The organism is Cupriavidus sp. 01T418 (assembly GCF_056398885.1).
The window spans coordinates 66,324-90,934 of record NZ_JBFTQG010000015.1 but is presented as its reverse complement, the minus strand read 5'-3'; the positions used below and the strand labels follow the sequence as shown (position 1 = coordinate 90,934).

Here is a 24,611-nt window from a genome sequence, read left to right as displayed (position 1 = left end):
CGGATCCCAGCCGATATCTCACTCAGCGGCGGCACTTTCCGTCAAGCATGGCGGAGCGGCCAACGTTGCAGCAACATCAGATCATTCAACTTTCTTTAAAGGAGTCAGACCATGTCCATGGTAATCAATACCAATACGGTGTCCCTGATGACGCAGAACAGCCTGAACTCGTCGCAAGCGTCGCTGAACTCCGCGATCCAGCGACTGTCCTCGGGCATGCGTATCAACAGCGCCAAGGATGACGCCGCCGGCCAGGCGATCGCCAACCGTTTCACCTCCAACATCAACGGCCTGGCACAAGCACAGCGCAACGCCAACGACGGTATCTCGCTCGCCCAAACCACGGAAGGCGCGCTGAACGAAGTCAACAACAACCTGCAAGCGATCCGTACCCTGTCAGTGCAAGCCGCTACGGGCAGCAACTCGGTGAGCGATCTACAATCGATCCAGGACGAAATCACCCAGCGTCTGGCTGAAATCGACCGTACTTCGCAACAGACCGACTTCAACGGCGTCAAGGTGCTCTCGTCCAGTGCTACCGCGCTGAACGTGCAAGTTGGCGCGCAAGACGGTCAGCGAATCTCGATCGACTTGCAGGAAATCAGCTCGAGGACCCTGGGCATGACCGGTTTCACGGTGGCCAAGAACGCGCTGAGCACCAGCGGCGCTATCACCACGGTTGCCGCTGCCACCGGCACCGCACCGGTTGCCGTCAACCTGACCTCGGCTGCCAACACGCTGTCCGCCGTCGTCGGCTCGACCGTCAGCGCCAGCTCCCTGACGCTGAACAACGTGCTGGATTCCGCTGGCAACGCCACCAACAACTACGTGGTCAAGTACGGCAACGACAGCTACGCTGCCTCGATTGACGACGCCACCGGCGCCGTCACGCTGAACACGGTCAATCTGACGGTAGGCGATGCCGCCAATGGTAACACCGGCAACACCGTCACCGGCCAGCTGATCAAGGTCGGTGCTGACACCAACGGCACTGCTGTCGCCTACGTCAGCCAGGGAGGCAACAACTACGCGCTTTCGGCAGGTACGCAAACCGGCGCCCAGGCCAACGGCGGCGCGACGACCACGGCCGTCACCGACGCAACCGCCATCGAACTGAGCACCAGCGGCACCACCACTGCCACCGCCCAGTTCACCGGTTCGGGCAGCACCAACCCACTATCCACGATCGACAATGCGCTGGCCACGGTCGACAAGCTGCGCAGCTTGCTGGGTGCCGTACAGAACCGCTTCGACTCGGCCATCACAAACCTGGGCTCGGCGGTGACGAACCTGTCGGCTTCGCGCTCGCGCATCCAGGACGCTGACTACGCGCTGGAAGTCTCGGCCATGTCGCGCGCCCAGATCCTGCAACAAGCGGGCACCTCTGTGCTGGCTCAGGCCAACCAGTCGAGCCAAGGCGTGCTGTCGCTGCTGCGTTAATCCCGCAAGGAGTCGTCATACCGTAAGACGACTAAACTCGCCCGCGATCAGATTTCCTCTGATCGCAGGCACCCTCTTTTCTACCGTAAAAAGCCGTCGTCGCAGGAATCGTTTTTTCATGATCCGAGAAATGCTCTTCGCTGCAATGTTCTCCGGGGCGGCATTCGCTGCGCAGGCACAGTCCGCCAGCTTCTCCATGGCGGCGACCATTGCGCCGTCCCCTTGCACCATTTCTTTCGGCGGCGGTGGGGTGATTGACTTTGGAAGCCTTTCCAGAGAGTCCCTCACGATATTCACAACCGACTTCTACTCCGTCGCCAGACAGCAGATGTCAATGGCAGTGACCTGTCCAGCGCCTACCAAATTCGCATTGGCCTTTACCGACAACCGGGATGGCACTGCCACCGGCACTCCTGGAACTATTCTCGATGCGGCCTTTGGTCTAGGAACCTATCACGGCCAAAACATTGGCAGCGTGAGCTTCCACACAGGGCGGCTTCAGATCAGAACAACTGCAGGGGGAGTGCTTCAGGCCCCGGCTACTAGCTTGCTGGGGGTCGGCGCACGCTCGACCAGTACCTGGCTGGAAAGGGTGACCACCTCCCGCAATTACTTTCGGCAGACCATGTTTCGGAAGGGCGCGTCCCTCGCCTACGCCGCAAGTGCCAACGCGAGGGCCCCTGACGCCCTAACTGAAGTCTCTGGTGACGTGATCGTGGATGTGTATCTAAGCAGGCCCGTGGTGGATACCGCCACGTCCAGCATCCCGTTGGACGGATCGGGGACGATGACGCTGATTCTGTTGTGAGCCCAGATAGCGCTGAAGAACCTGGACATCAAGCCGCTGCCGCTGCACACGCGCATCTGAGACGTGCCCTCTGCCGCCGCTCATTCGCATGGAGCCCAAGTCGCGCAAATTCGCGGTTGCTGCAGGTTCCCTGAGATACGCTGAAGCACCTGGAGGACTAGCAGCCCGAAGGCAAGCAGAGGTATCTCCACCTCAATGGCTTCGAACGCCGGACATTCTCGATATGACCAGAGGCGCGCGCTCCAGTACCTGCAGGCACCGGACACCGAACCGTTCAACGGCTATTGTCAGCTGAGACCTGTGGCGACGCCCGGCCGACGTAGGAAAATCGCTTCACGAGTGTATGCCCGACAGGCACCGATTCGTTCCAGACCTTCAATGTCCGCGTGCTCAGTGGCAGGTCGTCCCGCTCGTAAAGCCGCGTGTAGACCACCACCGGTTCATTCGATTCGTCCTCTCGCGCGAGCCCAAGTGCTCTCCCGCATTGCCTCAACAACATACATTGTTTCGCTCTTTGATGTTGTGTACGCATCGAACCGATATCGCCTCTCAGTCCGGCTGCGGCGTCATGCGAAGATACGGACGCGGCGCCGTGTAGCCCTTCGGGAATTTCTGCCTGATCACTTCCTCGTCCATCAGCGACGGCACGATCACCACATCGTCGCCGTGCTTCCAGTTGCCCGGAGTGGCGACCTGATAGTTATCGGTGAGTTGCAGCGAATCGATCACGCGCAGCACTTCGTCGAAGTTACGGCCGGTGCTTGCCGGATACGTAATCATCAGACGCACCTTCTTCTTCGGATCGATAACGAAGAGCGAGCGGACCGTGAGCGTCTCCTCCGCGTTCACGTGGATCATGTCGTAAAGCTCCGACACCTTGCGATCGCCATCGGCCAGAATCGGAAAGTCGACGTTTGCGGCCTGCGTCTCATTGATATCCTTGATCCATTCCTTGTGCGACTCGGCGCTATCGACCGACAGCGCAATCGTCTTTACATTGCGCTTTTCGAATTGACCCGCGAGCCTGGCCGTCAGACCCAGCTCGGTCGTGCAGACAGGCGTGAAGTCCGCCGGATGGGAGAACAGCACGCCCCAGCTGTCGCCCAGCCATTCGTGGAAACCAATGCGGCCGATACTCGAATCCTGCTCGAAGTCAGGGGCCATGTCGCCAAGACGAAGACTCATGATGCAACTCCTAGAGGAGGAAGTAGAAGACTACTTCCGGTTTTCTATGACATGCAGGAATTCATTGCGCGGCTGCATGTTGTGGCTGAATTCGCCCGCGTAGCACTGGGTGACGACCCGCTCGTCACCGCGCCGGTTCTCGCCCAACAGCAGGCATAGTTGCTCGGTTTCAATCAGGCAGGCAGCACCGCGAGCGAGGCCATGTGTGATGAGCGTGTTCGTGATCTCATTCGTTATCCATTCCTGATAAGTGTAGCGATGACTGATGGTATCGATCATCCGCGCGATGCGGCCAAAGCCGTGCAGTCGCCCGTTAGGAAGATAGGCGACATGCGCCACACCACGGAACGGCAGCAGGTGATGCGGGCACACGCCGTGCACCGCAATGTTGCGAATGACTACCATATCGCGACGGGGGTCTTCGAAGCCCGCGCCGAGTACTTCCGCTGGGTCTGCATCGTAACCATCAAGCATGCGCCTTTGCCATAGTTCACGTACGCGCTGCGAGGTCCTGAGCGTATGTACCGGGTCGATGGAGATACCGCTGGCTTCCAGCAGATCTGTCACCGCCCGCTCGAACGCGACCGCATTGAATTCCCGCACGCGCCGAAGGCCAGGGCCAGTTTCGGGAGACTCGGAAGGAAACGGATGAATGGGGTCATACTGATCTGCGAAAGACATCAAGCCTCCAGAGTGCGACGGGGAGCGCTCTACTTTCCAGGCGTCTGGCGCACGATATGCCTACTACCCACACGCTCGGCCATGCCGTTTGACTCCCTTGCGTCCCGCGCGGGATTTACCAGTTCGGCCCAAAAAAAATATTAACGTATCTAGAATAAGCAGAGGCTCGCCACATGGGTATAGAACGCACTCGAATTTGTGGGAAATTTCCGCCCGACGTTGGGCGCTCCGTATGCCGACTTCATCAACAAGAGTCGCCCCCTGATCTGGCGATCGCTCACGGCGGGATGGCACGACGATCGCGGCGAAGCATGGCCACGGACCAACTCAGGCAACCGATCTCGGCGCGATGGAGTCGGCGCTGCCGTCAGAAAGTCATTTTTCTAGACCTTCTATACCATTTATATTTTCTACTATAAGAGCTGGTAAACTCCAAACCTACCAGACGTGCGTACCCATGAAAATGGTAAGAATTCGATTTTAATGCAAAGATTTCCGTCGACTTTGTCACGTTGACTGGTGCGCAGCGGAAGATCTAGCGATGCAAAATACGAAAACGCTCTATCACGGTCATCTGCTCCCGGCTGCGCCCATCAGCCAGGCAGTGCAGCCGGTAATCATCCTGATGCGAGACGTGCGGCTCGATTCCGATCTGGTGTTCGACGCTGAGGTGGCTGGCACTCTACCGTGCCTGAGTCTCTGTTGCGCAATTCAATGGCCTCACTGTCCTTGCCCGGATTGACGTCATGTCCCGGGGGGAATCCGACAGCACTGCGTTGACGCCCAGGCAAGCCGCGGCGTGGTAGTCCTCAGCGCCATTCACGCCAATGGCTACGATGTTGACCGCGCCTTTCGAACGAACGCATTTGACGGCGAATGGCGTCCACAATTTCGCAGTGACAGTGGAGAGTCCTTCACCGAGCGTAAAGGTCTCAACGAGTTGGACATTGCGGCGGTACTCAAACGCGACCCAGCTTCCGGGCTCTGGCGGCGCATGGCATTCCCCTGCCAGTGCTCCGGCTGCAAGGCGCTGGCGCGTGTCATCGCGTGACTCAAAAAGGCGCGCCCGCTTGTAAGCGGAGAATGCAGTTTGGTATGCCGCGTCGGTGGAATAAATCAGCACGCGATTCCAGGCATTGAGCTCGTCCAGTGTCTTGGCGACCGCCTGTGCCTGTGCCTTGGCAGGCAAGGCCTTCATATCAAGGATGACCGGCATTGTCTCAGGGATGACTGTCAGAGCCTGTCTCAGAGAGGGGATCGGCTGCGGTTGACTCCGATAGGGGAACGTCTTGGTTCCATCCGCCCTGACGTACTCGAAGCGCCACCCCGCATTCAGCTGACTCAACTCAATGAATGTCTTCGATGCGACCGAACCGGCGGACTCAGTATTCGTCGACAGGTCGGCCGGCCGGTACAAGACTGGAACGCGATCCCGACTAAGCTGGACCGTTAGCCAGATCATATCCACGTTGTGACGGATCGATGCATCGATAGCAAGGATCGTGTTCTCTGGAAAGTCCGCTGCGCCTGCGCGATGAGCGATGACGAGTGGCAATCCATCGGGCGGTGCGTTAGCCGAAGGCACCAGCGCGTGGCTGCCTGGCTCTGCGCAGCCAATTGTGACAAGCATTGCTGCAACCACACTCATAGAAGCAGCACGGCGGAAGAATGGCACTTGTCTGGACTTGTTGCTGGAGGCTGCCGGCATGTGGTTTTCCCATCGCCATCAGATAGCATCGGAGAGTTGTAAGTGTAAGGACAAACTCCCCCGCCCGATAGGCAGGGGCTCCTTGCTCAGGACAACTCGCTCACGGGCTCGGTGCTGAGACCCGCTTGCTGTTTGAGAGCCATCACCGAGAGTACGCATAGCAGCAAGCCAGCCAGGAGATACGGCAGCACCCAGTGCCATTGATAGAGCAGCGTGAACGTCAGAGGCGAGACAACACTGGCCAGGCCTTGTGCCGCCGAGAGGGTTCCGGCAGCCAGGCCTTGTTCCTCGGCCTGGACCGAGTTGGCAGCCAGTGCCTGGGCCGCGGGAAACACCATGCCCAGGCCGGCCGCGGCAAGGCAGTAGCTGCCGATCAGACCGAAGACGGACGTGGTCAACAGCAATGGCGCGAAGCCTGTCGCCGCCAGCAGCGCACCAAAACAGATCAGTTGCCGTGGCGAGAACCGGGACAAGCGTGCCACGGTCGACTGGATCACGATGAGCGTGACGCCAACCGCTGCCATCGTCTTGCCAGCCGCCTTGGCGCCCCCCTGGGCATCAAGTGCGAGCCGATCCATGGCAAAGTAGCCCACGCACAACTGGGCTGCCAGGACTGCGCTTGTGGCCAGGAACAACGCAATCACCGACAGGCGCACCCGGGGGTCGGTGAAGGCCAGCATCGGTTTTGCCTGCTGTGGCATGGCCGCGGTGGTCGGCACCCTCCACCACAGCAGACCACCGGCGAGAAGCGGCAGCAGCGCGGCGACGTACAACGGCAGCCCCAGGCTCTGGGTGGCCAGCAGCCCCGCCGTCAGGGGGCCGATCACCATGCCGATGGCGTTGACGGCCCCGAGCTTGGCCATGGCCGCCTGGCGCGCCTGCGGCGGAAAGTGGTCGGCCAGCCAGGCGGCGCTGACGACCGGCACGGCCGCGAAAAACAACCCCATCAATCCGCGCAACACCACCAGCAGAACCAACACGATCAGCAGCGGCAGTGTTACGCGCTGCGCCCAATCGATATAGAGCGCTAGCACGAGATAGGTGAGGCTGAGGCCTAGCAGTGCCCAGGCAATCACCGGCTTGCGGCCCCGCGCATCGCTCAACCTGCCCCAGCCGCGGGCGCTGAGCAGCCAGAGCACGCCGGCGACAGTCACCGCCACGCCGCCATGCCACTCCGCGAGGCCAAGCGTACGCACCAGCGGGCCAATCACGGCCGCAAAGGACATCAACGCGGCCATGCAAAGCCCGTTGATGACGAGAAGATACTTGAACGCGCGCATGGCAAGGGCTCCACTTTGCGGGAAAAAGGACGCCTGGAACAAACCGGTGTTTACAGCCGAATACGATTCGTGGCCTCCGGTCAACCGAAGGGCTTCTCCCCGCCCGCGCGCGGAAGAAAGCCGACTTCATGGAAGCGCACCACGGTCTGCCATAACAGTGGCTCGTCCATTGGGGGCAAGATCACGCCAAGTTGGCGGAGATGGTCGAGTGTCTTGTGCTTATCCAGTGCGAAGAAGTGCCGGAACTCCTGCCAGGTGTCGCCGAGCAAGGGCAGCACCTTCTGCCAGTCCGACTGCTGTCCTAGCTCGACGGCGAGCTGACCAAACCGTTGCGACCACGCTTCGCCGGATAGGACCTGTGCCGGATAGCCCTTGCTGCGAAGCACGGCAGCAAGCTCCCTCCATGTCCAAATCCGAGGGTTGGAAATGTGCCAGGCCTGCCCCAGGGTATGCGGCGACCGGGCAAGGGCAATAACCGCCTCCACCGCGCGATCGACGGGCACAAGGTCAACCGGGCGTGGGCTGTCGGGAACAATGCCCACCGTCATCGCCAGCTTGATCAACTGCCACATCATGTCCTGGCTGTTGGCACGGTGCCCGTGGGTGTCGCCGCTGACCGTTGTCATGCGGACCACCGAGCATGGCACCCCTCGTCCCATCGCCCGACGGATCATGGTATCGCTGACCCAGCGCGCCTGCAGATACCCGTTCGGCAGCCCCTTCCAATGCGGCAAGGCATCGCCTTCGCACACCGGCGGACTGTCTTCCTCTGCATGAGAATGGTCGATGACCCCAAGGCTGCCGATGTAGTGCAGCGGCTTCGGACGCGCCGTGGTAGCCAACTCCAGCATGGTGGCAGTGGATAACGCATTGGTCGCCCTCAGCTGCGCGTATGGAGCGACGAAGTTGATCACGACCCCCGTGTGAAAAAGCACATCACACTCTTCGGCGAGCGTCCGCCAGTCCTGCTCGGCGAGACCGAAGCGGGTTTCGCCGAGCATGCCGGCCACCGCACGAAGTCGCGCGCCGCGCGCTGCGTTCCACAGCCCGAACTGATGCAGATGCTCTGCCAGCCAGGTCCACGCGCCTTGCTGGTCGGGACCAGGCGCCAGGCAACTGACGGTGAGCTCGGGGTCATCCAGCAATCGCGCCAGCAGCCAGGCATTGATAAAGCCCTGCGCACCTGAAAGAAATACGTGGGCTCGACCGCGGGGCCAGGCCTCCACCGTACCTGCCAGGGGAAGAACGCCGTCCGCACTTGCCGCATCCACCGCCAGATCGCGCTGATGGGCCGATCTGCCGTCGCCCGCAACCGGCTGTGCTCCTCGCTGATACTGCTCGATGAGGCTGGCTTGCTGACGGATGCTAGGGGCATCAAACGCAGCCCTGATCGGAAATGGAACCTGAAAATCCTTGCGCACGGCGAAGCAGAGCTGCGTCATGCTGATCGAGTTCCCGCCGACGTCGAAGAAGTCGTCGTCAACGCCAAAGCCATCCCGTCCCAGCACTTGCTGCCAGATGGCATGAAGTCGCCTTTGTTCATCCGTGTGCGGAGCAACCCGCCCGACGGTATCCGCCGCAGCGGGTGCCGGCAGGTAACGCAGGGCGCGGCGGTCGAGCTTGCCACTCGCGTTGTTCGGGAGGTCGCGCGTGACCTGCCAGTGACGTGGCACCTGCCCGGCCGGCAAATGCCGCGAGAGCCAGACCTGCAGTTCGGCCACCAGAGCGCCCGGGGACTCATGATGGTCCTGGCTGGCGAGGTGGGCGGTGAGTATCGCCTGTCCTGCCGCGTCGCGGTGGCAGGCCAACGCGGCATCGTCGATCTCTTCTCTCCCCTTGAGCAGGGCCTCGATCTCGCCGGGTTCGATTCGCATGCCGTTGAGTTTGATCTGGTGGTCGGTGCGGCCGTGGTAGTGCAGTTCTCCGTCCTCGCCGATGGCCACCAGGTCACCAGTGGCAAACATCCTCCATTTGCCGGGCAAACCGTCTAACTCACGGAACTTTGCCTCGGTCGCATCGAGGTCGCCGTGATACCCGATGGCCAGGCACTCTCCGCCCAGGAACAACTCGCCGATGGCGCCCGAGGGCAGCGCGTGCGACCCTTCGTCCAGGATGGCGCCCCGTACCCCGGGGAGCAGCCTGCCAAGCGGGACGGTTGCACACTGCCCCGGCGGCCACGCGCCGCACTCGAACGCGCAGGCATCTGCCATCACTTCGGAGGACCCATAGAGATTCAGGATCCGCGCCTGCGGAAACCAATGTTTGGCCCGCTCAAGCAAAGCGCTCGGAAAGCGCTCGCCACTCACCTGCAACACGCGCAGGGTCAGAACGGGCTCCGAGAGCACACGGACCAGACCATTCAGGACGGAAGGCGTGGTGACCAGGCGCGTGACAGCGTGTTCGGTCAACAGACCGTGCCACTGACCCAGATCAAGGCTTTGCTCCGGCGTGGGCGCCACCATTCGATAGCCGGAGATCAAGGGCCCGAGCACTTCGCAAACGGCATCCACGAAGGCTGGCGACGTCTTCAACAGCATGCAGTCATCCGAGCGCGTGGGCAAAAAGTCCTGCATCCAGTCGAGCCGCTGACGCAGGGCGCGCAACGGCAGGCCGACGCATTTGGGCTGGCCGGTGGAACCGGAGGTCAGGACCATGCAGACGCAATCCTCCTCATCCACGTCCGCGGGTGGCATGGTGACGTCAACGGAAACGGCCGCGGTGGCGCTCAGGTCGACGATCGTTGTCCCGTCCCAACGCTGCAGTTCCGGGCATAGGCCGGGCTCGGTCAGTAAAGCGGCCGGCCGGATATGCCTGAGTTGCTCGCGCAGACCCTCGACAGGCCTGCGTGGATCCAGCGCCAGCCACGGCCTGCCGAGGTAGATGGCAGCCAGCATGGCGCTGACGTAGTCCACGCCGGGCCACAACAGAAGCGCAAGCGGGCTGCTTCGCTCGGGCGGCAGATCCGGCGCCAGACGCATGGCCAGGGACTGGGCGCGGGACAGCAGTTCCTGCCTGGTCAGCGCCAGTGCCGGCTCGGCCTGGACGAGTTGAAGTGCTGCTGGATCGGCCTGGGCAAGTTCGCTCACTCGCTGCCACAAACCTGAACCTGGCGCGATCGGGGCCGCTGGCGCGTCGCGGGAGAGCGTTGGCAGTTCCTGGGCAGGTACTTCAGCCACCAGATCGCCCAGGCGTCGCGCGCCGCCCTCGGCCAGCGCCAGCATGACTGCCGACATCTGCCGCAGCAGATCCATGGCGCGCGCGTGCGACAGCGCTTGCTCGCGCAGCGTGAGCCGAAGCCGGAGCGTGTCGCCGGGATATCCCGCCAGCATCAACGGATAGTGATTCAGCTCGTAGCTCTCGTCGTGCACCACCCGTAGCGCATTTGTCGGCGCCTCCCCCACCGCGCCGCCCGGTTGGTTTTCCCATACCAGCAGGGTCTGGAACAAGCCCTGCGCAGTGGCAGTACCGGCGAGTCGTTGCAACTCGTTGAGCGGCATGAAGTCGTACTGGCGATCGGCAATCAACTGGCGCTGCAGTTCCTGCAGCCATGGCGATATCGCTTGCTGCGGATCGAGTTCAAGCGCCACCGGGAGTACGTTGAGAAGGAGGCCGAGCATCCGGTCGATGCCCGGGATCTCCGCTGGACGCGTAGACACGGCGTAGCCGAAGACAAGCCGGTCCTGTCGCAGATAGCGGCGAAGCACGATCGCCCAGGCCGCGTTGAAGACGGTGCTCTCGGTCAGCCCCTGCTGTCGGCATCCTTGCTGCCAACGCGCGCTGTCCGCTTCGCCCAGCCGGTAGTCGATGGCAATGCTTCCGCCGGTGCGGCCCCGCGCTGCCAAGGGGGCCTCCCCGGTGAACCCGCCAGCCCCCAGGCGAGCTTGCCACCATTGGCGGGCGGCTTCCTGGTCTTGCGCTTGCAACCATTCGCAGTAGCGCCGGAACGGGATGGCTGGCGCAACGGGAACCCGCGGATACTGGTAGCGCTGCCCGACCTCCGCCAGCAGCATGGATAGCGACCACCCGTCCGCCAGCAGGTGGTGCAGGGTCAGCCAGACCTTATGGTGATTGGGTGCCAGCGTGACGACGGTGATGACAAACAGGGGCGCGCGGCTCATCCGGAAGCCAGCGGCGCTACGCGCCGCCCGAAGCGTGTCCAGTTCGGCAGCTTGCTCGGAAGCGCAGAGATGGCTCAGGTCGATCTGCTCGAATGGCGCGTCCAGCCGAATGTGCACAACCTGATAGGCTTTTCCCAGCCCCTCCCAATGAAAGCTGGTCCGGAGCATGGGCTGATGGTCGATGGCTTGCTGCCAGGCGGCCCGGTAGCGCCTGAGGTCCAGTTCGCCATGAACGCTGAATGCATACTGCTCCAGGTACATGGCTGGGTCTTCGGCGGCCAATGCGTGATAGATCATGCCCTGTTGCAACGGGGTGGCCGGGAGCACATCGGCGACATTGTGTTTGTCCGGATTCATCGAGCTTCCTGCCTATCCAGCATGTGCATGAGCGCTTGAAGGTCTTGCGGATCGACGTCATCCATCACTTGCGCAACGGGTGTGTCCGCCGTCGCTCCCTGTACGGCGCAAAGCGCCGCGATGTCGCGGTGCTGGAAGACCTGCTGCGGGGTGAGCGTCCAACCGCACTCGCGTCCTTGCTGGCACAGACGCAAAGCCAGAATGGAGTTGCCGCCCAGGGCGAAGAAGTCGTCGTGCCGGCCGACATCGGCGATGAATAGCAGGTCCTGCCAGGCGCCCGCCATTCGCTGTTCCATACCGGGGTTCGGCGCCACATACGGCGTCTCCAACGCAGGGCGAGGCTGATAGGCGATCCCCGCATTGATAGCCGGCGGCCCAGCGGCGATGGTGTTGCCGGCAGGCGTCTGGATCGGCGCCAACGTGGCGTTGCCTTTCCGCAGAGCCTGCAGTACCGGCAAGCTCGACGGTAGCCAGTGCCGCTCCCGGGTGAACGGATACGGCGGCAGCGCGACCCGTCTTCGGGGTAGCCAAGGCTGATTGAAGGCCAGCCAGTCCACGGCATCGCCAGCTTGCCAGAGACGTGCAATTCCCTGGACAAGGCACCCGTGCCGGGCCGAAGCGTCCTGGTGTCGACTCCCTCCGATGCTGAGCATCACTGCCGGCATGCGGCCCGCATCGCGGGCGAACGCGAGCAGGCCGCCGACCGGGCCAACCTCGACCACGGCGGAGGGCCAAGTCGAGGCCAGGGCTTGGTCAAAGCGGACGGTGTGCCGTAGCTGCTGGACCCAGTATTCGGGATCCATCGCACGCTCACCCGACAACCGTTGCCCGTCTTGCCCACTTAGCAACGGCCAGCGCGGCTCACTCAGCACCCGCTCGCGAATGGCCTGCCGATACCGGGATAGAGCGGGATCCATCATTCGCGTATGGAAGGCGTGTGAGGTACGGAGCTGGCGAGATTGCCAGCCAAGCGCATCGGCGGCGCGCGTGAACGCATCGATGGCGTCCCGCGGTCCGCCAACCACGCAGCAGGCAGGTGAATTCACCACGGCCAAGTCCAGTGCGGGATGCTCGACGGCCAGCCGCGCCTGCACCGACTCGGCATCACAATGAACCAGCACCATGCCGCCCGGCGGCAAATCGGCCATCAGCGCGCCACGCAGGCAGACCAGCGAGCAAGCTTGCTCCAGCTCGAAGACGCCGGCCAGGCAGGCCGCGCTCAGCTCGCCCAGGCTGTGCCCGAGCAACGCCGATGGCACCAGTCCAAGCGCAAGCAGAGTTTGTCCCAGGGCGACTTCGTAGATGAACAGTGCCGGCTGCACGATAGCCGTGTCGTCGATCTGCGCGCCGCCGGCATCAAGCAGCAATCCGCGGATCGCGTCGACCGGCGCGTTCTTCGGCAGCATCAGCAGCATCCGGCTCAGCGCGTCTCGAAACGCCGGTTCGGCTGCGTACAACGCCGAAGCCATGCCCGGGTAATGTGCGCCCTGCCCCGGGAACAGCCACAATGGCGAAGTCACGGATTGGCTTTGCACGCCGGTGATCCGCCGCAGGCCGGCCACGGCTTGCATGGCGTCGCGCGCCAGCAGCGCGCCGCGCCAGGGTAGGGCCCGCCGTCCCACCTGCAAGGTGTAGCCGATGTCCGCGAGATCGGCACCGGGATGGTTCTCGATCCAGTCGGCCAGTGCGCTGGCCTGGCGTTGCAGCGCCGGTTCGTCGGCTGCGCTTAGGACCAGGCAATGCCAATTGCGTGCCGACGCGGCCTCCGACGCAGCCGGGGCCGCTGGGGCCGCCGGAGCCGCCTCAAGCACGGCATGGGCATTGGTGCCACCAAAGCCGAAGGCGCTGACTCCCGCCAGCCGCTTGCGATGGGCTGGCCACGGTTGGCGTTGGTCCGCGACCTGGAACGGCGTCCTCGCCAGCCCGATCTCGGGATTTGGCGACGCATAGTGCAGGGTCGGTGGAATCTCGCCATGATGCAGGCAATAGGCGGTCTTGATCAGCCCCGCCAAACCGGCAACGGTGTCGAGGTGGCCGATGTTGCTCTTGACGGAGCCGACCAGGCAGTGCCGGGGCGGCAAGTCGTGGGTACTATTGGCGCGCCACGCTTGATCGAGCGCGCCGACCTCGATGGGATCACCCAAACGCGTCCCAGTGCCATGACACTCCACATAGGCAAGGTCGGCCGCATCGACCTGCGCGACCTGCAGCGCTTCACTGATGACGTCCACCTGCCCCTGCAGCCCTGGCGCGGTGAACCCGACGCGGGCGCTCCCATCGTTGTTGATCGCAGTGGCGCGGATCACCGCGAGGATGCTGTCGCCACTTGCGATGGCGTCGTCCAGCCGCCGCAACAGCACGCCAGCGACGCCGGAGGCGAACACCGTGCCATTGCTGTTCGCGTCGAACGGGCGGCAGTGCCCATCGGGCGACCGGATACCGGATTCTTCCGCCAGATAGCCCACCTCGGTCGGCACGCTCAGCGAGGCGGCGGCCACCAGCGCGCGGTCGGCTTCGTGGTTCAGCAGGGCCTGAACGGCGAGATGCACCGCCACCAACGACGATGAGCATGCGGTCTGTACGCTGATGGCGGCACCGCTGAGATTCAGCTTGTAGGCGAGGCGGCTGGCGCAGTAGTCCTTGTCGTTGCCGACGATGCAGTCGAGCATATCGGCGTTCCCGGCCAGCGCCTGCGGCAGGGCGTGCAAGGCCGAGTAGCCATTCGCCCCCACGCTGGCAAACACGGYGGTGCGCAGCCCATCGCAATCGCCTGGCGGATGGCCGGCGTTCTCGAAGACATGCCAGGCACACTCCAGTAACAAGCGCTGCTGCGGATCCATGAAGGCCGCCTCGCGGGGCGAGTATCCGAAGAATGCGGCATCGAAGCAATCATAGTGCTCCGGTATGCGCGCCTGCGGCACGTACCTCGCCATGCGGGCGAGATCACCATGACCGGCCGCCGAAAGCTGCTCCGGCGTCAAGATGCGGTAAGGCTCGCGCCCCGTCAGCAGGATTTGCCAGAGCGCGTCGACCGAATCGGCGCCGGGAAATCGGCCGGCAGCTCCGACGATCGCCACGTCGCACGCACGCAGAGCCACCATTGGCAGATTCTTCTGATTCATGAGCGGAACCCCCGTGCCGCCAGTCTTGCGGCCGCCCGCCTGTTGGTCGAAAGCGAACCGCGGGCGCTGGCCTCCCCTACATCTCCCAGGCGCTCCGCCAAGGCATGGATATTGGGGTACTGGAACAGGAAGGTCAGCGGAAGTTCGCGCTGCAGGGCATGAGAAAGCTGCCGATGCAACTGCGTGAGCAGCAAGGAGTTACCACCCATGTCGAAGAAATTGTCATGAATGCCGACGCGCTCGATGCCAAGCAGGTCTTTCCAGGCTTGCGCGATGGTCTGTTGCAAAGGGGTTGCGGCTGGAACAAAGGGGTTTTCGCGGCCGGCAACAGTTAGATCCTCGAAGCGGAGGCGCCGCCGGTCCACCTTGCCGGTGGCCGTGACGGGCCACTCACGCTGCAGACTCCAGTGACTCGGTATCAACGCTTGAGGCAACGCGTCCGCGAGGTGTCTGCGCAGCGCCACGGCATCGACTTCGCCCTGGGGTTCAAGCAGCACATGTGCGACCAGCCGTTGCTGCGCGTCACCCTCCCACAGTGCGATGATGGCGTCGCGTACTGCCGGATGCCGACGCAAGAGAGTCTCGATCTCGCCCGCCTCTACCCGCATGCCACGCAGCTTGAGTTGATGATCGCGACGGCCAAGACACCGCAAGCGACCTTGCCCATCGCGAACAGCGATGTCCCCGGTGGCGTAAAGCCGCACGCTGCGCCCATCAGGTGTTCGCCAATTGCGGAACGTGTCGGCGGACAACTCGGGCGCATGGCGATAGCCATGCGCCAGGTTCTGGCCGCTGACGTGAATCTGCCCCGGGCAACCGGGTGCCGCCAGCCGGCCTTGCCGGTCGAGGAGCCACAACGTGGTACCGGGCAAAGGCTGCCCGATCGAGACGTGGCTGGTGCCCAAGGACAGATCGGCCCGGGTGATGGGATGCCAGGCCCCATCGGAGGTCAGTTCGGTGGCTCCGTAATAGTTGAGCACGGTAGCGCCCTCCGGGAGTGCGTCGAGGCATCGCTGCGCCAGACTGGTACGCACATTCTCGCCACCGAGGATGAGGGCGCGCAGTGGCAGGCCCATGGCCTCCGGCAATGCGAACACCGCATCCGCCAGCGAGGGCGTCAACATCAGCCGCGTAACGCCATGGCGCCGGATCAGTTGAACCAACTCCGAGGGGCTGCGCGCCTGATCGGGCGATGCAACGATCAACGTCATGCCGGCAAGGAGACTGTCCAGCAGTTCGCCGACGGCATCGACAAACGCTGGGGATGTCTTGAGGCAAGCGATATCATCGACTCCCATCGACGCCGTCAACTGGCCCCAGGTCAAACGCCGTCGGAGATTGCCATACGTGATCTCGACCCCTTTGGGCTGCCCCTCGGAGCCCGAAGTGTGCTGAATGAGGGCGATGGCCTCTTCCGGTGCGGCAGAATAGGCGGCAAGCGACGCCGGCTCTGCCGGCGCATCCTGGTCGGTAAGCAACAACGGAACCGACACCTGCGCCGTGTCCCAGAGCGCCCGTTCGCTGATCAGGCACCCCGCACCGACGCGGGTGAGCATGTCGGCGACCACCGGCGCCGGGCGACGCGGGTCCAAGGGTGCCCAGGCCCGCCCTAGCCGCAAGACAGCAAGGATCGCGGCGACGTAGTCGAACCCGGGATGCAAGCGCACGGCGACAGGACTCGCCGGTGCGGCATGCCCGGCTATCCACCCGGCCAGCTGCTCCACGCGCGTTATGAGTTGCGCCCAGGTGTATGCGCTGCCGCCGTCGTACCGCAGGACTTCGCGCTCCGGCAGGCGCGCCGCATAGGCCTGCAGCACAGGCCAGGGGTCGGTGCCGGCCAGGGCCGGCCCGCCGTCGACCCACGCCCAGGCGCGCGAATGCGCGTCGCTGGCCAGGGGGAGGTCATGCACGCCGGTGTCCGGCGCATCCACCGCGGCGCTCAAGACATGGGTGAAGGCCAGATGCCAACGCTCGATGCTGGCGGCGTCATACAGGTCGCTCGCGTAGAGCCAGGCCACGATCAGTTCATCGCCGTCGGGAATCGCGATGATCTCCAGATCCATGTGTGTCGTCTCGGGCACGATGGAGCGCCCTGTCACACTGAGCTGCCCGAAGCGCCCGTGCGCCAGACCGGCGGGCTGGTAGGTGAATGACACCTGATACAGCGGATTGCGGCTGAGGTCCGCACCGGCAGACATGCTCTGCACCAATTGCTGCAGGGGATAGTGTTGCCGCGCCTGGGCACCAAGGAACTCGTCGCGCACGCGCCCCAGTTGCTGCGTGAACGGCACGTTCTCAGCAAGATTCCCGCGCAGCAGCAGGTTGTTGATAAAGAAACCGATCATCGACTCTGTCGCCGGATGATCGCGCCCGGACACGACGCTGCCCATGACGAATTGTTCCTGGCCGGCCATTCGTCCCAGCGCGACCTGCATGGCAGTCAGCAGCGTCACGAACGGTGTGACGCCGTGGCTGGCCGACAGCGCACCCAGCTTTCGGGTCAGCATGCTGTCGAGTCGATGGCGGCTGACGGCGCCACGGAAACTCTGCACCGGCGGCCGAGGATGGTCCCCCGGCAGGTTAAGCGCCGCAAGCTCGCCGAGGCGCTCCTGCCAGAACGCCAGGGTCTCGCTGACGTGCGCGACAGGGGTGTCGTGCTGGCTCTGGGCGAAGTCGGTGTAGCGCGCGATGTCGGGCAGCGTCGCGGTCGCCACGCCGCTCTCCTCGAGATACAAGCTGAACAATTCCTGGTTGAACAGGTCTGCCGACCATCCGTCGAAGGCGATGTGGTGAAGGCTGTAGAACAGCACGTGGCGGGAGTCGCTCAGGCTGAATAGATGTGCGCGAAGCAGTGGCCCATGCTCCAGATCGAATCCCTTGCCCCGCTCCTGTTCGGCCCAGGCTGCGAGCCGTGCCTCCTGGGCAGTCGCATCCTGGCACCGCAGATCCTCGTGGCTCAGCAAGTCTTCAACCCCGGGGTCGACCACACAGGTGCCGACCGGCGCACTGGCCGGGAAACGGCAGCGCAGCGGCTCGTGGCGCTCGACGAGGCGCCGCAAGGCCCGCGCGAAGGCATCCGCGTCGGCAGGGCCATCCAGCTCCAGTCTGTAGCACAGGTTGAAGAACGGGTTGCCGGGCGCCAATTGCGCCATGAACCACAAGCGCTGCTGAGCCCAGGACTGCCGGGGTTGCTGGAGGTCTGCCACCGGCCAGGCCGCGACTTCGGCAACGGAGGGGCGCGCGCCCAGCCAGAGCGCCATCGCCTGTACCGTCGGGTGCGAGAAGACCATCGCCAGCGGCGGACGAATGCCGAATGTCTTTTCGATCTGCAGTAGTAGCCGCGTGGCACTGAGGGAGTCGCCGCCGGAAGCGAAGAAGCCCGTTTCGACGTTTGCAAGTTCTACGCCGAGCACGGCGCGCCAGATATCAAGCAACTGTTCTTCGATGCGGTTCTCTGGCGGGCGCCCGTCCCGCGTCGGCTCCGGGTATTGCACGGCTAGCTCGGCGAGCGCGCGGCGGTCGACTTTTCCGTTGGCAGTCAGCGGGAACTGTCCGAGAGGCAGGAAGATCCTCGGGATGGCGACGGCCGGCAGGCGCTGCGCGCAGAGATGGCGCAAATCGGCTTCGTCGCAAGCCTGATCGCCGGGCTCGTAGCAGACGGCCAGCATGGAACCGCTGTCACCCCGGGCAACGTCGAGCGCTACCGCCCGGCGAACCCCTGCGTGCGCCAGAACGGCCGACTCGATCTCCAAAGGGTCGCAGCGATAGCCCCCGGCATTGATCTGAAAGTCCGTACGCCCGAGTATCAGGAGGCTGCCATCCGGGCGATACGCACCACGGTCGCCGGTGCGATAGATCCGCTCCCCCGTCCGTGGATGGACCAGGAAGCGCTCCGCCGTCTGCTGCGCATCGCCCAGATAGCCCACGGCCAGGCCCGCACCGCCGCAGAACATTTCGCCGGGAACATGATCGGGGCAGTCGTCGAGCTGGTCGTCCAGAACGTAGTAGCGGCAGTTGTCGATCGGTTTGCCATAGGGAATGCTCGGCAACGCGGTATCCGCGGCGCTCACTTCGTGCGTGATGTTGCAGACGACGGTTTCAGTGGGACCACCAATGCTGCGCAGCCGAAGACCTGGGTATTGCAGTAATTGCGCGGCTACGTCCGGGGCAATCCAGTCCCCACCCAGAAGGACTTGACGCAAGCTGGCGGGTAACCGCATTTCGGCTGCTTGCGCTGAGGCGAGCAGCATCTCCATGAAACGCGGAACGCTGTTCCAGACGGTAACGCTGTGCGCCTGCATCAGATCGAGCCAGTGACTCGGATCCGTGTCGGGGGAGGCGCCGGGAACCACGAGCGCCGCTCCCGCGCAAAAGGTGGCCAACTGATCGAACAGCGCCAGGTCGTGATGTTGCGCAGTGACGGAGAGAACGCGGTCGCTCGCCCGCAGATGGAAGGTGCGCAGGCTGTATTGCAGAACATTCGCCAAGGCGCCCTGTGGTATTTCCACGCCTTTCGGCAGGCCGGTCGAGCCTGACGTGAAGATGACGCAGCACACCGCGTCTGCCTCAAAGCTCACCGGCGCCAGCGGTGCGGCCGCGACACTCGGCGGATGCTCGGGCAATGCCAGAACCGGCAGCTCGGCAAGACGCCGGGCAGATGCCCACGCATTGACCAGGACCAGCTTCGGTTTCGCGTTCCTTGCTATCGCCATCAAGCGCGATTCGGGCTGATGAACGTCCAGCGGCACCGCCACGGCTCCCAGCCACTGGCAGGCGAGCAACCCCACGGTTTGCTGCCAGCCGCGTTGCAGCAGCAAGATCACGCGATCGCCTTGGTCGACCTGGGCTTGCTGTAGCGTGCTGGCCAAGGTGGAGACCTGCGCGGCAAGCGCCTGATATGACAATGGCTCGCCCCGCGCAGGAATCAGGGCCGCGGCCTGAGGAGAGCCTCGGGCGTGTGCTGCCAGCGCTTGCGCGGGTGTCCGTGGCTCGCACGGCATCTCTCGCCACAATGCGGCCCGCGTGGCGGCCTGCGTCGGCGGCAACGCAAGCGCCAAGGGCGCGTCCCAGGCTTCGTCCCGTTCCGCCAGGTACTGCAGCGCTCTGGAGAAGACGCCGAACATATCGTCCAGCATGCCCTCGGGGAAGGCGCCCGGCATCGCATCCCAGTTGTACAGCAGACTGCCGCCGTCCACGAGATACTGGCAATCGATCAGCACTTGCGGCGTGCGGCTGACAATGTGAAGAGGTTCGCCAAAGACGGCACCGATCTGCCGCGGCGTCAGCGCCGCGCCTGCGCGCAGCCCGGGGGTCGTGGTGAACACGATGGGCATCGCCGCCGCTGTCCCCAACTGCTGCAACCGCGCCAGTTCGCGCAACTGGCGTACGCCCGATACTTCCTGGTGGTCCAGGTCATCCCAGAGCCGCGTTTGAAGCCGCATGGCGTGCTCGCCGAAGGACGCGGACTCTCGCAGATCCACTTCGAGCAGACTGAAGGAAGCGAACTCCCCGATCACGTTGCCGATATCCGGATGCCAGTCCGGCCGGTTGAAGCGTGGCACGTTGAGCGTGAAGTGACGCGACGCGCTCCAGCGTGCCAAGGTGCTGGCGTAGACGGTCAGGATCACGGCCGCCAGGGAAAGGCCGCGCCGCCTCGCACTGTCGTTCAACCTGCTCAACCGTTCCGGTGGCAAGGTCTCGGACCAGCGCAGGAACCGGTGGCCCGCACTCTCGGCCCGTCGCGGCAGCACCGGCGCAGGCGGCAAGGTCTGCAGCCTTTTCTGCCACCATGCCAGTGCGCGCTGATAGCGCGTACTCGCCTCCTGCTCCTTCAACGCGGCAACGTAGTCGCAGAACTGCATCTGCAACTCTGGCAGCGCCCGATCGGGCCATTGATAGAGCTGCGCCAGTTCATCGAACAGGATATGCAGACTGCGGCCGTCCACGTTCCACAGGTCCAGCTTGACGTGCAGATGCCCGTCGCCCTCCTCCAGCGCATCGAAGTGCAGCCGCGACTGCGGCCAGTTTTCCAGCGGCACGCATTCGTCCTGCATGCCGCGCCAGGTGGCGTCGAGCACCTCTTGCTGCTGGCTCGGGGAAAGGCCGGCGAGGCTGCCGCGCGTGATCGACTGGCGGGGCACGCTGGGGGCAACCTGCTGCAGGCCGTCCGTCGTGACGGTAGCACGCAACATGTCGTGCCGGGCAATCAGCTGGTTCCAGGCGTCCTCAAGCCGCGTCAGTTCGAGCGACCGGCAACGGTACTGCGCGTAGAACTGGATGGCGCCAGCGTGGGAGAAGGTCGCCTGACGGCCCATCCAGTACGCGTGCTGCATATCCGCCAAAGCGAACGGCCGATAGCGTCGAGCCGGATCGGGCTCGACGCGGATCTGCTGCGCGCGAACTGCGGTCAATCGCGCGTGGAGACGGTTCGCCCGGCTTGCCGATCGCGACAAGCGATCATTCTCTGAGGCCATGCTGACTCCTGAATTTCCAACGCAGGATTGCGCGACACAGCCCAAAGATGTAACCCAAACGCAAATGCGAGTCAATCGCGTTATCGCAGTGTGGCATCCATTCAGACAGCGCCACTGCAACCTTCGGCGCGCTCTGACGCGCTGATCGAAGCCGAACTAGCGCCAGCGCAGGTTGCTAGGCGGGTAGCCAAACTGGCGCTTGAAAGCCGTCGCGAAGTTCGCCGGCGAGTCATATCCGCACTGGCTCGCCACCTGCGCGACGCCTTGGCCGCGCTCCAGACGCAGGTGTGCCTGCTCCAGCCGTCGTCGGCGCAAGTAGGCGGCTACCGGCAGGCCAAACGCGCTCTTGAAATCCTTGCGCAGGGCGCTGACGCTGGTCCCCGCCAGGCGGGCCAGTTCCTCGAGCCCTGGCGGGTCGTCCAGGCTTGCCTCCAGTACATCGCGCGCACGCGCCATCCGCCGCAGTCCGGGCAAGGCTGGCAGCAGTGGGATGCCCGGTTTGCTGCGGTGACTATCGATCAATCCCAACAGCAAATCATGGGCACGCGCGGCGAGAAACAGCCGGCCCATCTCGCCAGGGTAACTGCTGTACAGCAGGCGCATGGCGTGGCTGCGCAGCGTCGGCATCAATGCCACCTTGCGTGGATCGCAATGTCCGAAATACGCGAGCAGTTGTTGCATCACCTCGTCACCCGCTTCGCGTGCAAGCAACCAGGCGCGGGTCAGGAAAAAGAAAATCCCCGCAATACGGGTGCCAGCGGCGTATCGCCCCTCGAGCAGGCTGCCCTCGCGCGCTGCCAGCGCCCAGCAATGATCGGGCGGCACGGCGAAGTCGTACTGCGGCTGGCCTACATGCCCCGACTGCGCTTCACCGAACAGGGTAAGACCGAGCAGGAGGCCGTCTTCCGGGATGGGATTGGGCAGCACGACGTCCGTCGTGGCCAGCAATTCGCTGCCGATCATGAAGATGCCATCGCCGCTTTGCCAGCGGACCTGACGCAGAATTTTCAACGCGGTCATAAGGAACACTCCACTCCCCCCGTCACGCCGGGCAATTCGCGCCAGGCATTCCGCCTTGCGCTCTGGTGCCAGATTTTTCCTGGCCCTACCTCAAACGTCTTCTGGGCATCTTGCAAAGCCCGTCACGTGGCGAGAAAAAGACAAATCCACAATAATGCGAATGATTATCACTTAGGCTTAAATTAACCTGGAACTCCAACCGCGGGCAAGCGTTATCACGGCGCCTGATCGCAGGAGTCCCAAGGTCTAGCACTGCGCCGTTCGCCGTCACGCCATCCTGGCGTAGCCCACCGAAGGCGCATACAGGGGAGCAAAGGATGAACAGAAGAAAGCGCGAAGCGCCCGCCACGATGTTGGCGTGCCTTTTGTCAGGCACTGCCATGGCGGATGCCACGCCGCGGCAGGCTGCGGAACTGGAACCGTTGGTAGTCACCGCCCAGAAGATGGCGCAGAACATCCTCGATGTGCCGGCCACGGTCGACGCGGTGACCGCCCAGGACCTGGCCTTGCACCAGATCGACAGCCTGGAGGGCATCGACAAGCTGATCGATGGCCTGAGCATCTCCAGCTATACCGGCGGCCAACCGCGCATCTACCTGCGCGGCATGGGTGATGCCTTCGACCTCAGGAACAAGCGGATCGCCGTATACATTGACGGCGTGCCGCAGCTGGACTCGGTACTGCAGGATCCGCTATTGCTGAACAACGTCGAACGCGTCGAAGTCCTCAAGGGGCCGCAAGGTACCCTGTATGGCCGTAATGCCGCAGCCGGCGTGATCAACATCGTCAGCACGCGCCCCGCGGGCAACGCGGTCGGTGGCTTTGCAGGGATAGGCAACCACAACGAGCGCCGTGCCGGCGTCGCGCTGTCGACCGGGCTCRCCAACGACATCGTGATGCTTGGCCTGAATGCCAACTGGCTCAAACGGGACGGCGTCCTGACCAACGTGGCAACCGGCTCACGCGGCAAACTCGATGCGCAGGAACGACGCGGTCTCACGCTGAAGGCCGACATCTTCCCGACCGCTCGGACGGCTGTCTCGATGACGTTCAATCATTTCGAAGACGACAGCGCCCCCTACCTGCAGACATTCGTCGACCCGAAGACGCTGGGACCGATCCGAAGGGAGCGCCTGGGCACGGGCTTCACGCCTGTTGGCTTCTATCAGGTGGACCGGGACACCGAGGGCTACACCAGGACGCGCGGCGACGGCGCCACGCTCAAGCTGAGCCACGACTTCGACGGGTTCCAGATCAACGCCATCACCGGCTACCAGCGAGACAAGCTGCATACCGTCACCGACGCCGACTTCAGCAGCAATCCCTTCTTCAAGTGGGATTTTGACCCGTATACCAACAACCACAAGCAATTGAGCCAGGAAGTGCAGCTGGTAGGCGCGTTCCGTGCCTTGCGCTGGCAGACCGGGGTATTCGCCTACGGCGACCAGACCGACAACAGCAATGTGTTCAAGACCAGCTACGGCAACGTGTTGAGCAATTCGCAGTACCGCACATCCGGCGCCGCCTGGTATGGCCAGACGGACTACGTGTTTGCGAAGGACTGGACTGCGACTCTGGGCGGACGCGTCCAGCGTGACCGACAGCGCTTACGCAACATACAGAACGGCGGCCAGGAGCAATCGAGCGCAGCCTCCTCCGGTACCTACAAGCTCGCTCTCGCGTACGCCTTCCTGCCCACCAATCTGGCTTTCCTGAGCTATGCCACCGGCTACACCCCGGGCGGCGTCAACACCAATCCACAGATGATTGGCGGCCTGCCCGTGGGCCCGTACTTGAGCTACGCGCCGGAGAAGACCAGCAGCATAGAGTTCGGACTCAAAGGGCGTCTGGCCGGCAATCGCCTGGGCTACGCGCTCTCGCTCTACCACACGCTGCTTCGCGACCAGCAGGTGCTGGATTTGACCGATACCCAGGTCAAGAACATCGGTGAAACGCGCTATCAGGGCATCGAACTGGGCACCGACTACCAGTTCGCCGGGCCCTGGAGCGTACACGCAAGCTATGCACTGAACACGACCCGGATCCAGAAAAGCAACGACCCGGCGGCCGTGGGCAAGTCGGTCCCCTTTGTGCCGCGCGACACCGGGCGCATCGGTGTCCAGTATCGCGACCGCATCGCCAATGCCGGCGTGACGCTTCGATTGGACATGAACCATGTCGGCCGGATCCAGGCCGACAGCATCAACAGTTTCGGACAGCCCGGCTACCAGACCTTCAGCTTGAGCGGCAAGGCCGACTTCAAGCGTTGGTGGGTAGGCCTGAATGTCAACAATCTGTTCGACAAACGGTACTACAGCAACGTGATCGCCAACTCGCCGTTCGCAGGCACGCACACGGCACTGTACGGCCAGCCGCGGACAATCCTGCTGACGGCCGGCGCCGCCATCTGATGGCGGCA

General features: G+C 63.6%; 12 protein-coding genes. 3 read left to right on the top strand and 9 right to left on the bottom strand.

Annotation, left to right across the window (positions count from 1 at the left end):
* The first annotated feature begins 111 nt into the window (after positions 1-111).
* A complete protein-coding gene (locus tag AC1DQ3_RS17090) occupies positions 112-1,440 on the top strand; it encodes a FliC/FljB family flagellin (protein WP_477121357.1) in 1,329 nt (442 codons plus the stop codon).
* 118 nt (positions 1,441-1,558) lie between these two features.
* Positions 1,559-2,248 (top strand): DUF1120 domain-containing protein, encoded by a 690-nt coding sequence (locus AC1DQ3_RS17085; protein ID WP_477121356.1) that lies wholly within the window; start codon positions 1,559-1,561, stop codon positions 2,246-2,248.
* 274 nt (positions 2,249-2,522) lie between these two features.
* Here AC1DQ3_RS17085 and AC1DQ3_RS17080 read toward each other — a convergent pair whose 3' ends face one another.
* From AC1DQ3_RS17080 to AC1DQ3_RS17040, 9 genes are all read right to left on the bottom strand, one after another.
* Positions 2,523-2,747: a DUF1653 domain-containing protein gene (locus AC1DQ3_RS17080; protein ID WP_477121355.1), complete on the bottom strand. Its 225-nt coding sequence runs from the start codon at positions 2,745-2,747 to the stop codon at positions 2,523-2,525.
* Between the two features lie 50 nt (positions 2,748-2,797).
* The gene (locus AC1DQ3_RS17075; RefSeq protein ID WP_477121354.1) at positions 2,798-3,433 is read right to left on the bottom strand and encodes a peroxiredoxin; all 636 of its coding nucleotides are present in this window, start codon (positions 3,431-3,433) and stop codon (positions 2,798-2,800) included.
* Between the two features lie 30 nt (positions 3,434-3,463).
* Positions 3,464-4,114 (bottom strand): GTP cyclohydrolase I FolE, encoded by a 651-nt coding sequence (folE, locus tag AC1DQ3_RS17070; protein ID WP_477121353.1) that lies wholly within the window; start codon positions 4,112-4,114, stop codon positions 3,464-3,466.
* Positions 4,115-4,796: 682 nt separating this feature from the next.
* A complete protein-coding gene (locus AC1DQ3_RS17065) occupies positions 4,797-5,822 on the bottom strand; it encodes a glycerophosphodiester phosphodiesterase family protein (RefSeq protein ID WP_477121352.1) in 1,026 nt (341 codons plus the stop codon).
* 86 nt (positions 5,823-5,908) lie between these two features.
* Positions 5,909-7,102 carry an MFS transporter gene (locus AC1DQ3_RS17060; RefSeq protein WP_477121351.1) on the bottom strand — a complete coding sequence of 398 codons (1,194 nt, stop codon included), beginning with the start codon at positions 7,100-7,102 and terminating at the stop codon, positions 5,909-5,911.
* A gap of 80 nt (positions 7,103-7,182) precedes the next feature.
* Positions 7,183-11,577, bottom strand: a complete 4,395-nt coding sequence (locus AC1DQ3_RS17055) for a thioester reductase domain-containing protein (RefSeq protein WP_477121350.1) — start codon at positions 11,575-11,577, stop codon at positions 7,183-7,185.
* Positions 11,574-14,678 (bottom strand): type I polyketide synthase, encoded by a 3,105-nt coding sequence (locus tag AC1DQ3_RS17050; RefSeq protein WP_477121383.1) that lies wholly within the window; start codon positions 14,676-14,678, stop codon positions 11,574-11,576. Before AC1DQ3_RS17050 ends, AC1DQ3_RS17055 begins: the two co-directional genes overlap by 4 nt.
* Positions 14,679-14,695: 17 nt before the next feature.
* Positions 14,696-21,172, bottom strand: a complete 6,477-nt coding sequence (locus tag AC1DQ3_RS17045) for an amino acid adenylation domain-containing protein (protein ID WP_477121349.1) — start codon at positions 21,170-21,172, stop codon at positions 14,696-14,698.
* 156 nt (positions 21,173-21,328) lie between these two features.
* Positions 21,329-22,192, bottom strand: a complete 864-nt coding sequence (locus AC1DQ3_RS17040) for a helix-turn-helix transcriptional regulator (RefSeq protein WP_477121348.1) — start codon at positions 22,190-22,192, stop codon at positions 21,329-21,331.
* Between the two features lie 317 nt (positions 22,193-22,509).
* On the opposite strand from AC1DQ3_RS17040, the gene AC1DQ3_RS17035 reads away from it, so the two are divergent.
* Positions 22,510-24,603 carry a TonB-dependent receptor gene (locus AC1DQ3_RS17035; protein ID WP_477121347.1) on the top strand — a complete coding sequence of 698 codons (2,094 nt, stop codon included), beginning with the start codon at positions 22,510-22,512 and terminating at the stop codon, positions 24,601-24,603.
* Positions 24,604-24,611: the final 8 nt, after the last annotated feature.

Excerpts from the sequence above, each read along its gene's own strand:
- AC1DQ3_RS17090 (WP_477121357.1), top strand. The coding sequence starts at position 112 with ATGTCCATGGTAATCAATACCAATACGGTGTCCCTGATGACGCAGAAC.
- AC1DQ3_RS17085 (WP_477121356.1), top strand. The coding sequence starts at position 1,559 with ATGATCCGAGAAATGCTCTTCGCTGCAATGTTCTCCGGGGCGGCATTC.
- AC1DQ3_RS17080 (WP_477121355.1), bottom strand. The coding sequence starts at position 2,747 with ATGTTGTTGAGGCAATGCGGGAGAGCACTTGGGCTCGCGCGAGAGGAC.
- AC1DQ3_RS17075 (WP_477121354.1), bottom strand. The coding sequence starts at position 3,433 with ATGAGTCTTCGTCTTGGCGACATGGCCCCTGACTTCGAGCAGGATTCG.
- folE (WP_477121353.1), bottom strand. The coding sequence starts at position 4,114 with ATGTCTTTCGCAGATCAGTATGACCCCATTCATCCGTTTCCTTCCGAG.
- AC1DQ3_RS17065 (WP_477121352.1), bottom strand. The coding sequence starts at position 5,822 with ATGCCGGCAGCCTCCAGCAACAAGTCCAGACAAGTGCCATTCTTCCGC.
- AC1DQ3_RS17060 (WP_477121351.1), bottom strand. The coding sequence starts at position 7,102 with ATGCGCGCGTTCAAGTATCTTCTCGTCATCAACGGGCTTTGCATGGCC.
- AC1DQ3_RS17055 (WP_477121350.1), bottom strand. The coding sequence starts at position 11,577 with ATGAATCCGGACAAACACAATGTCGCCGATGTGCTCCCGGCCACCCCG.
- AC1DQ3_RS17045 (WP_477121349.1), bottom strand. The coding sequence starts at position 21,172 with ATGGCCTCAGAGAATGATCGCTTGTCGCGATCGGCAAGCCGGGCGAAC.
- AC1DQ3_RS17040 (WP_477121348.1), bottom strand. The coding sequence starts at position 22,192 with ATGACCGCGTTGAAAATTCTGCGTCAGGTCCGCTGGCAAAGCGGCGAT.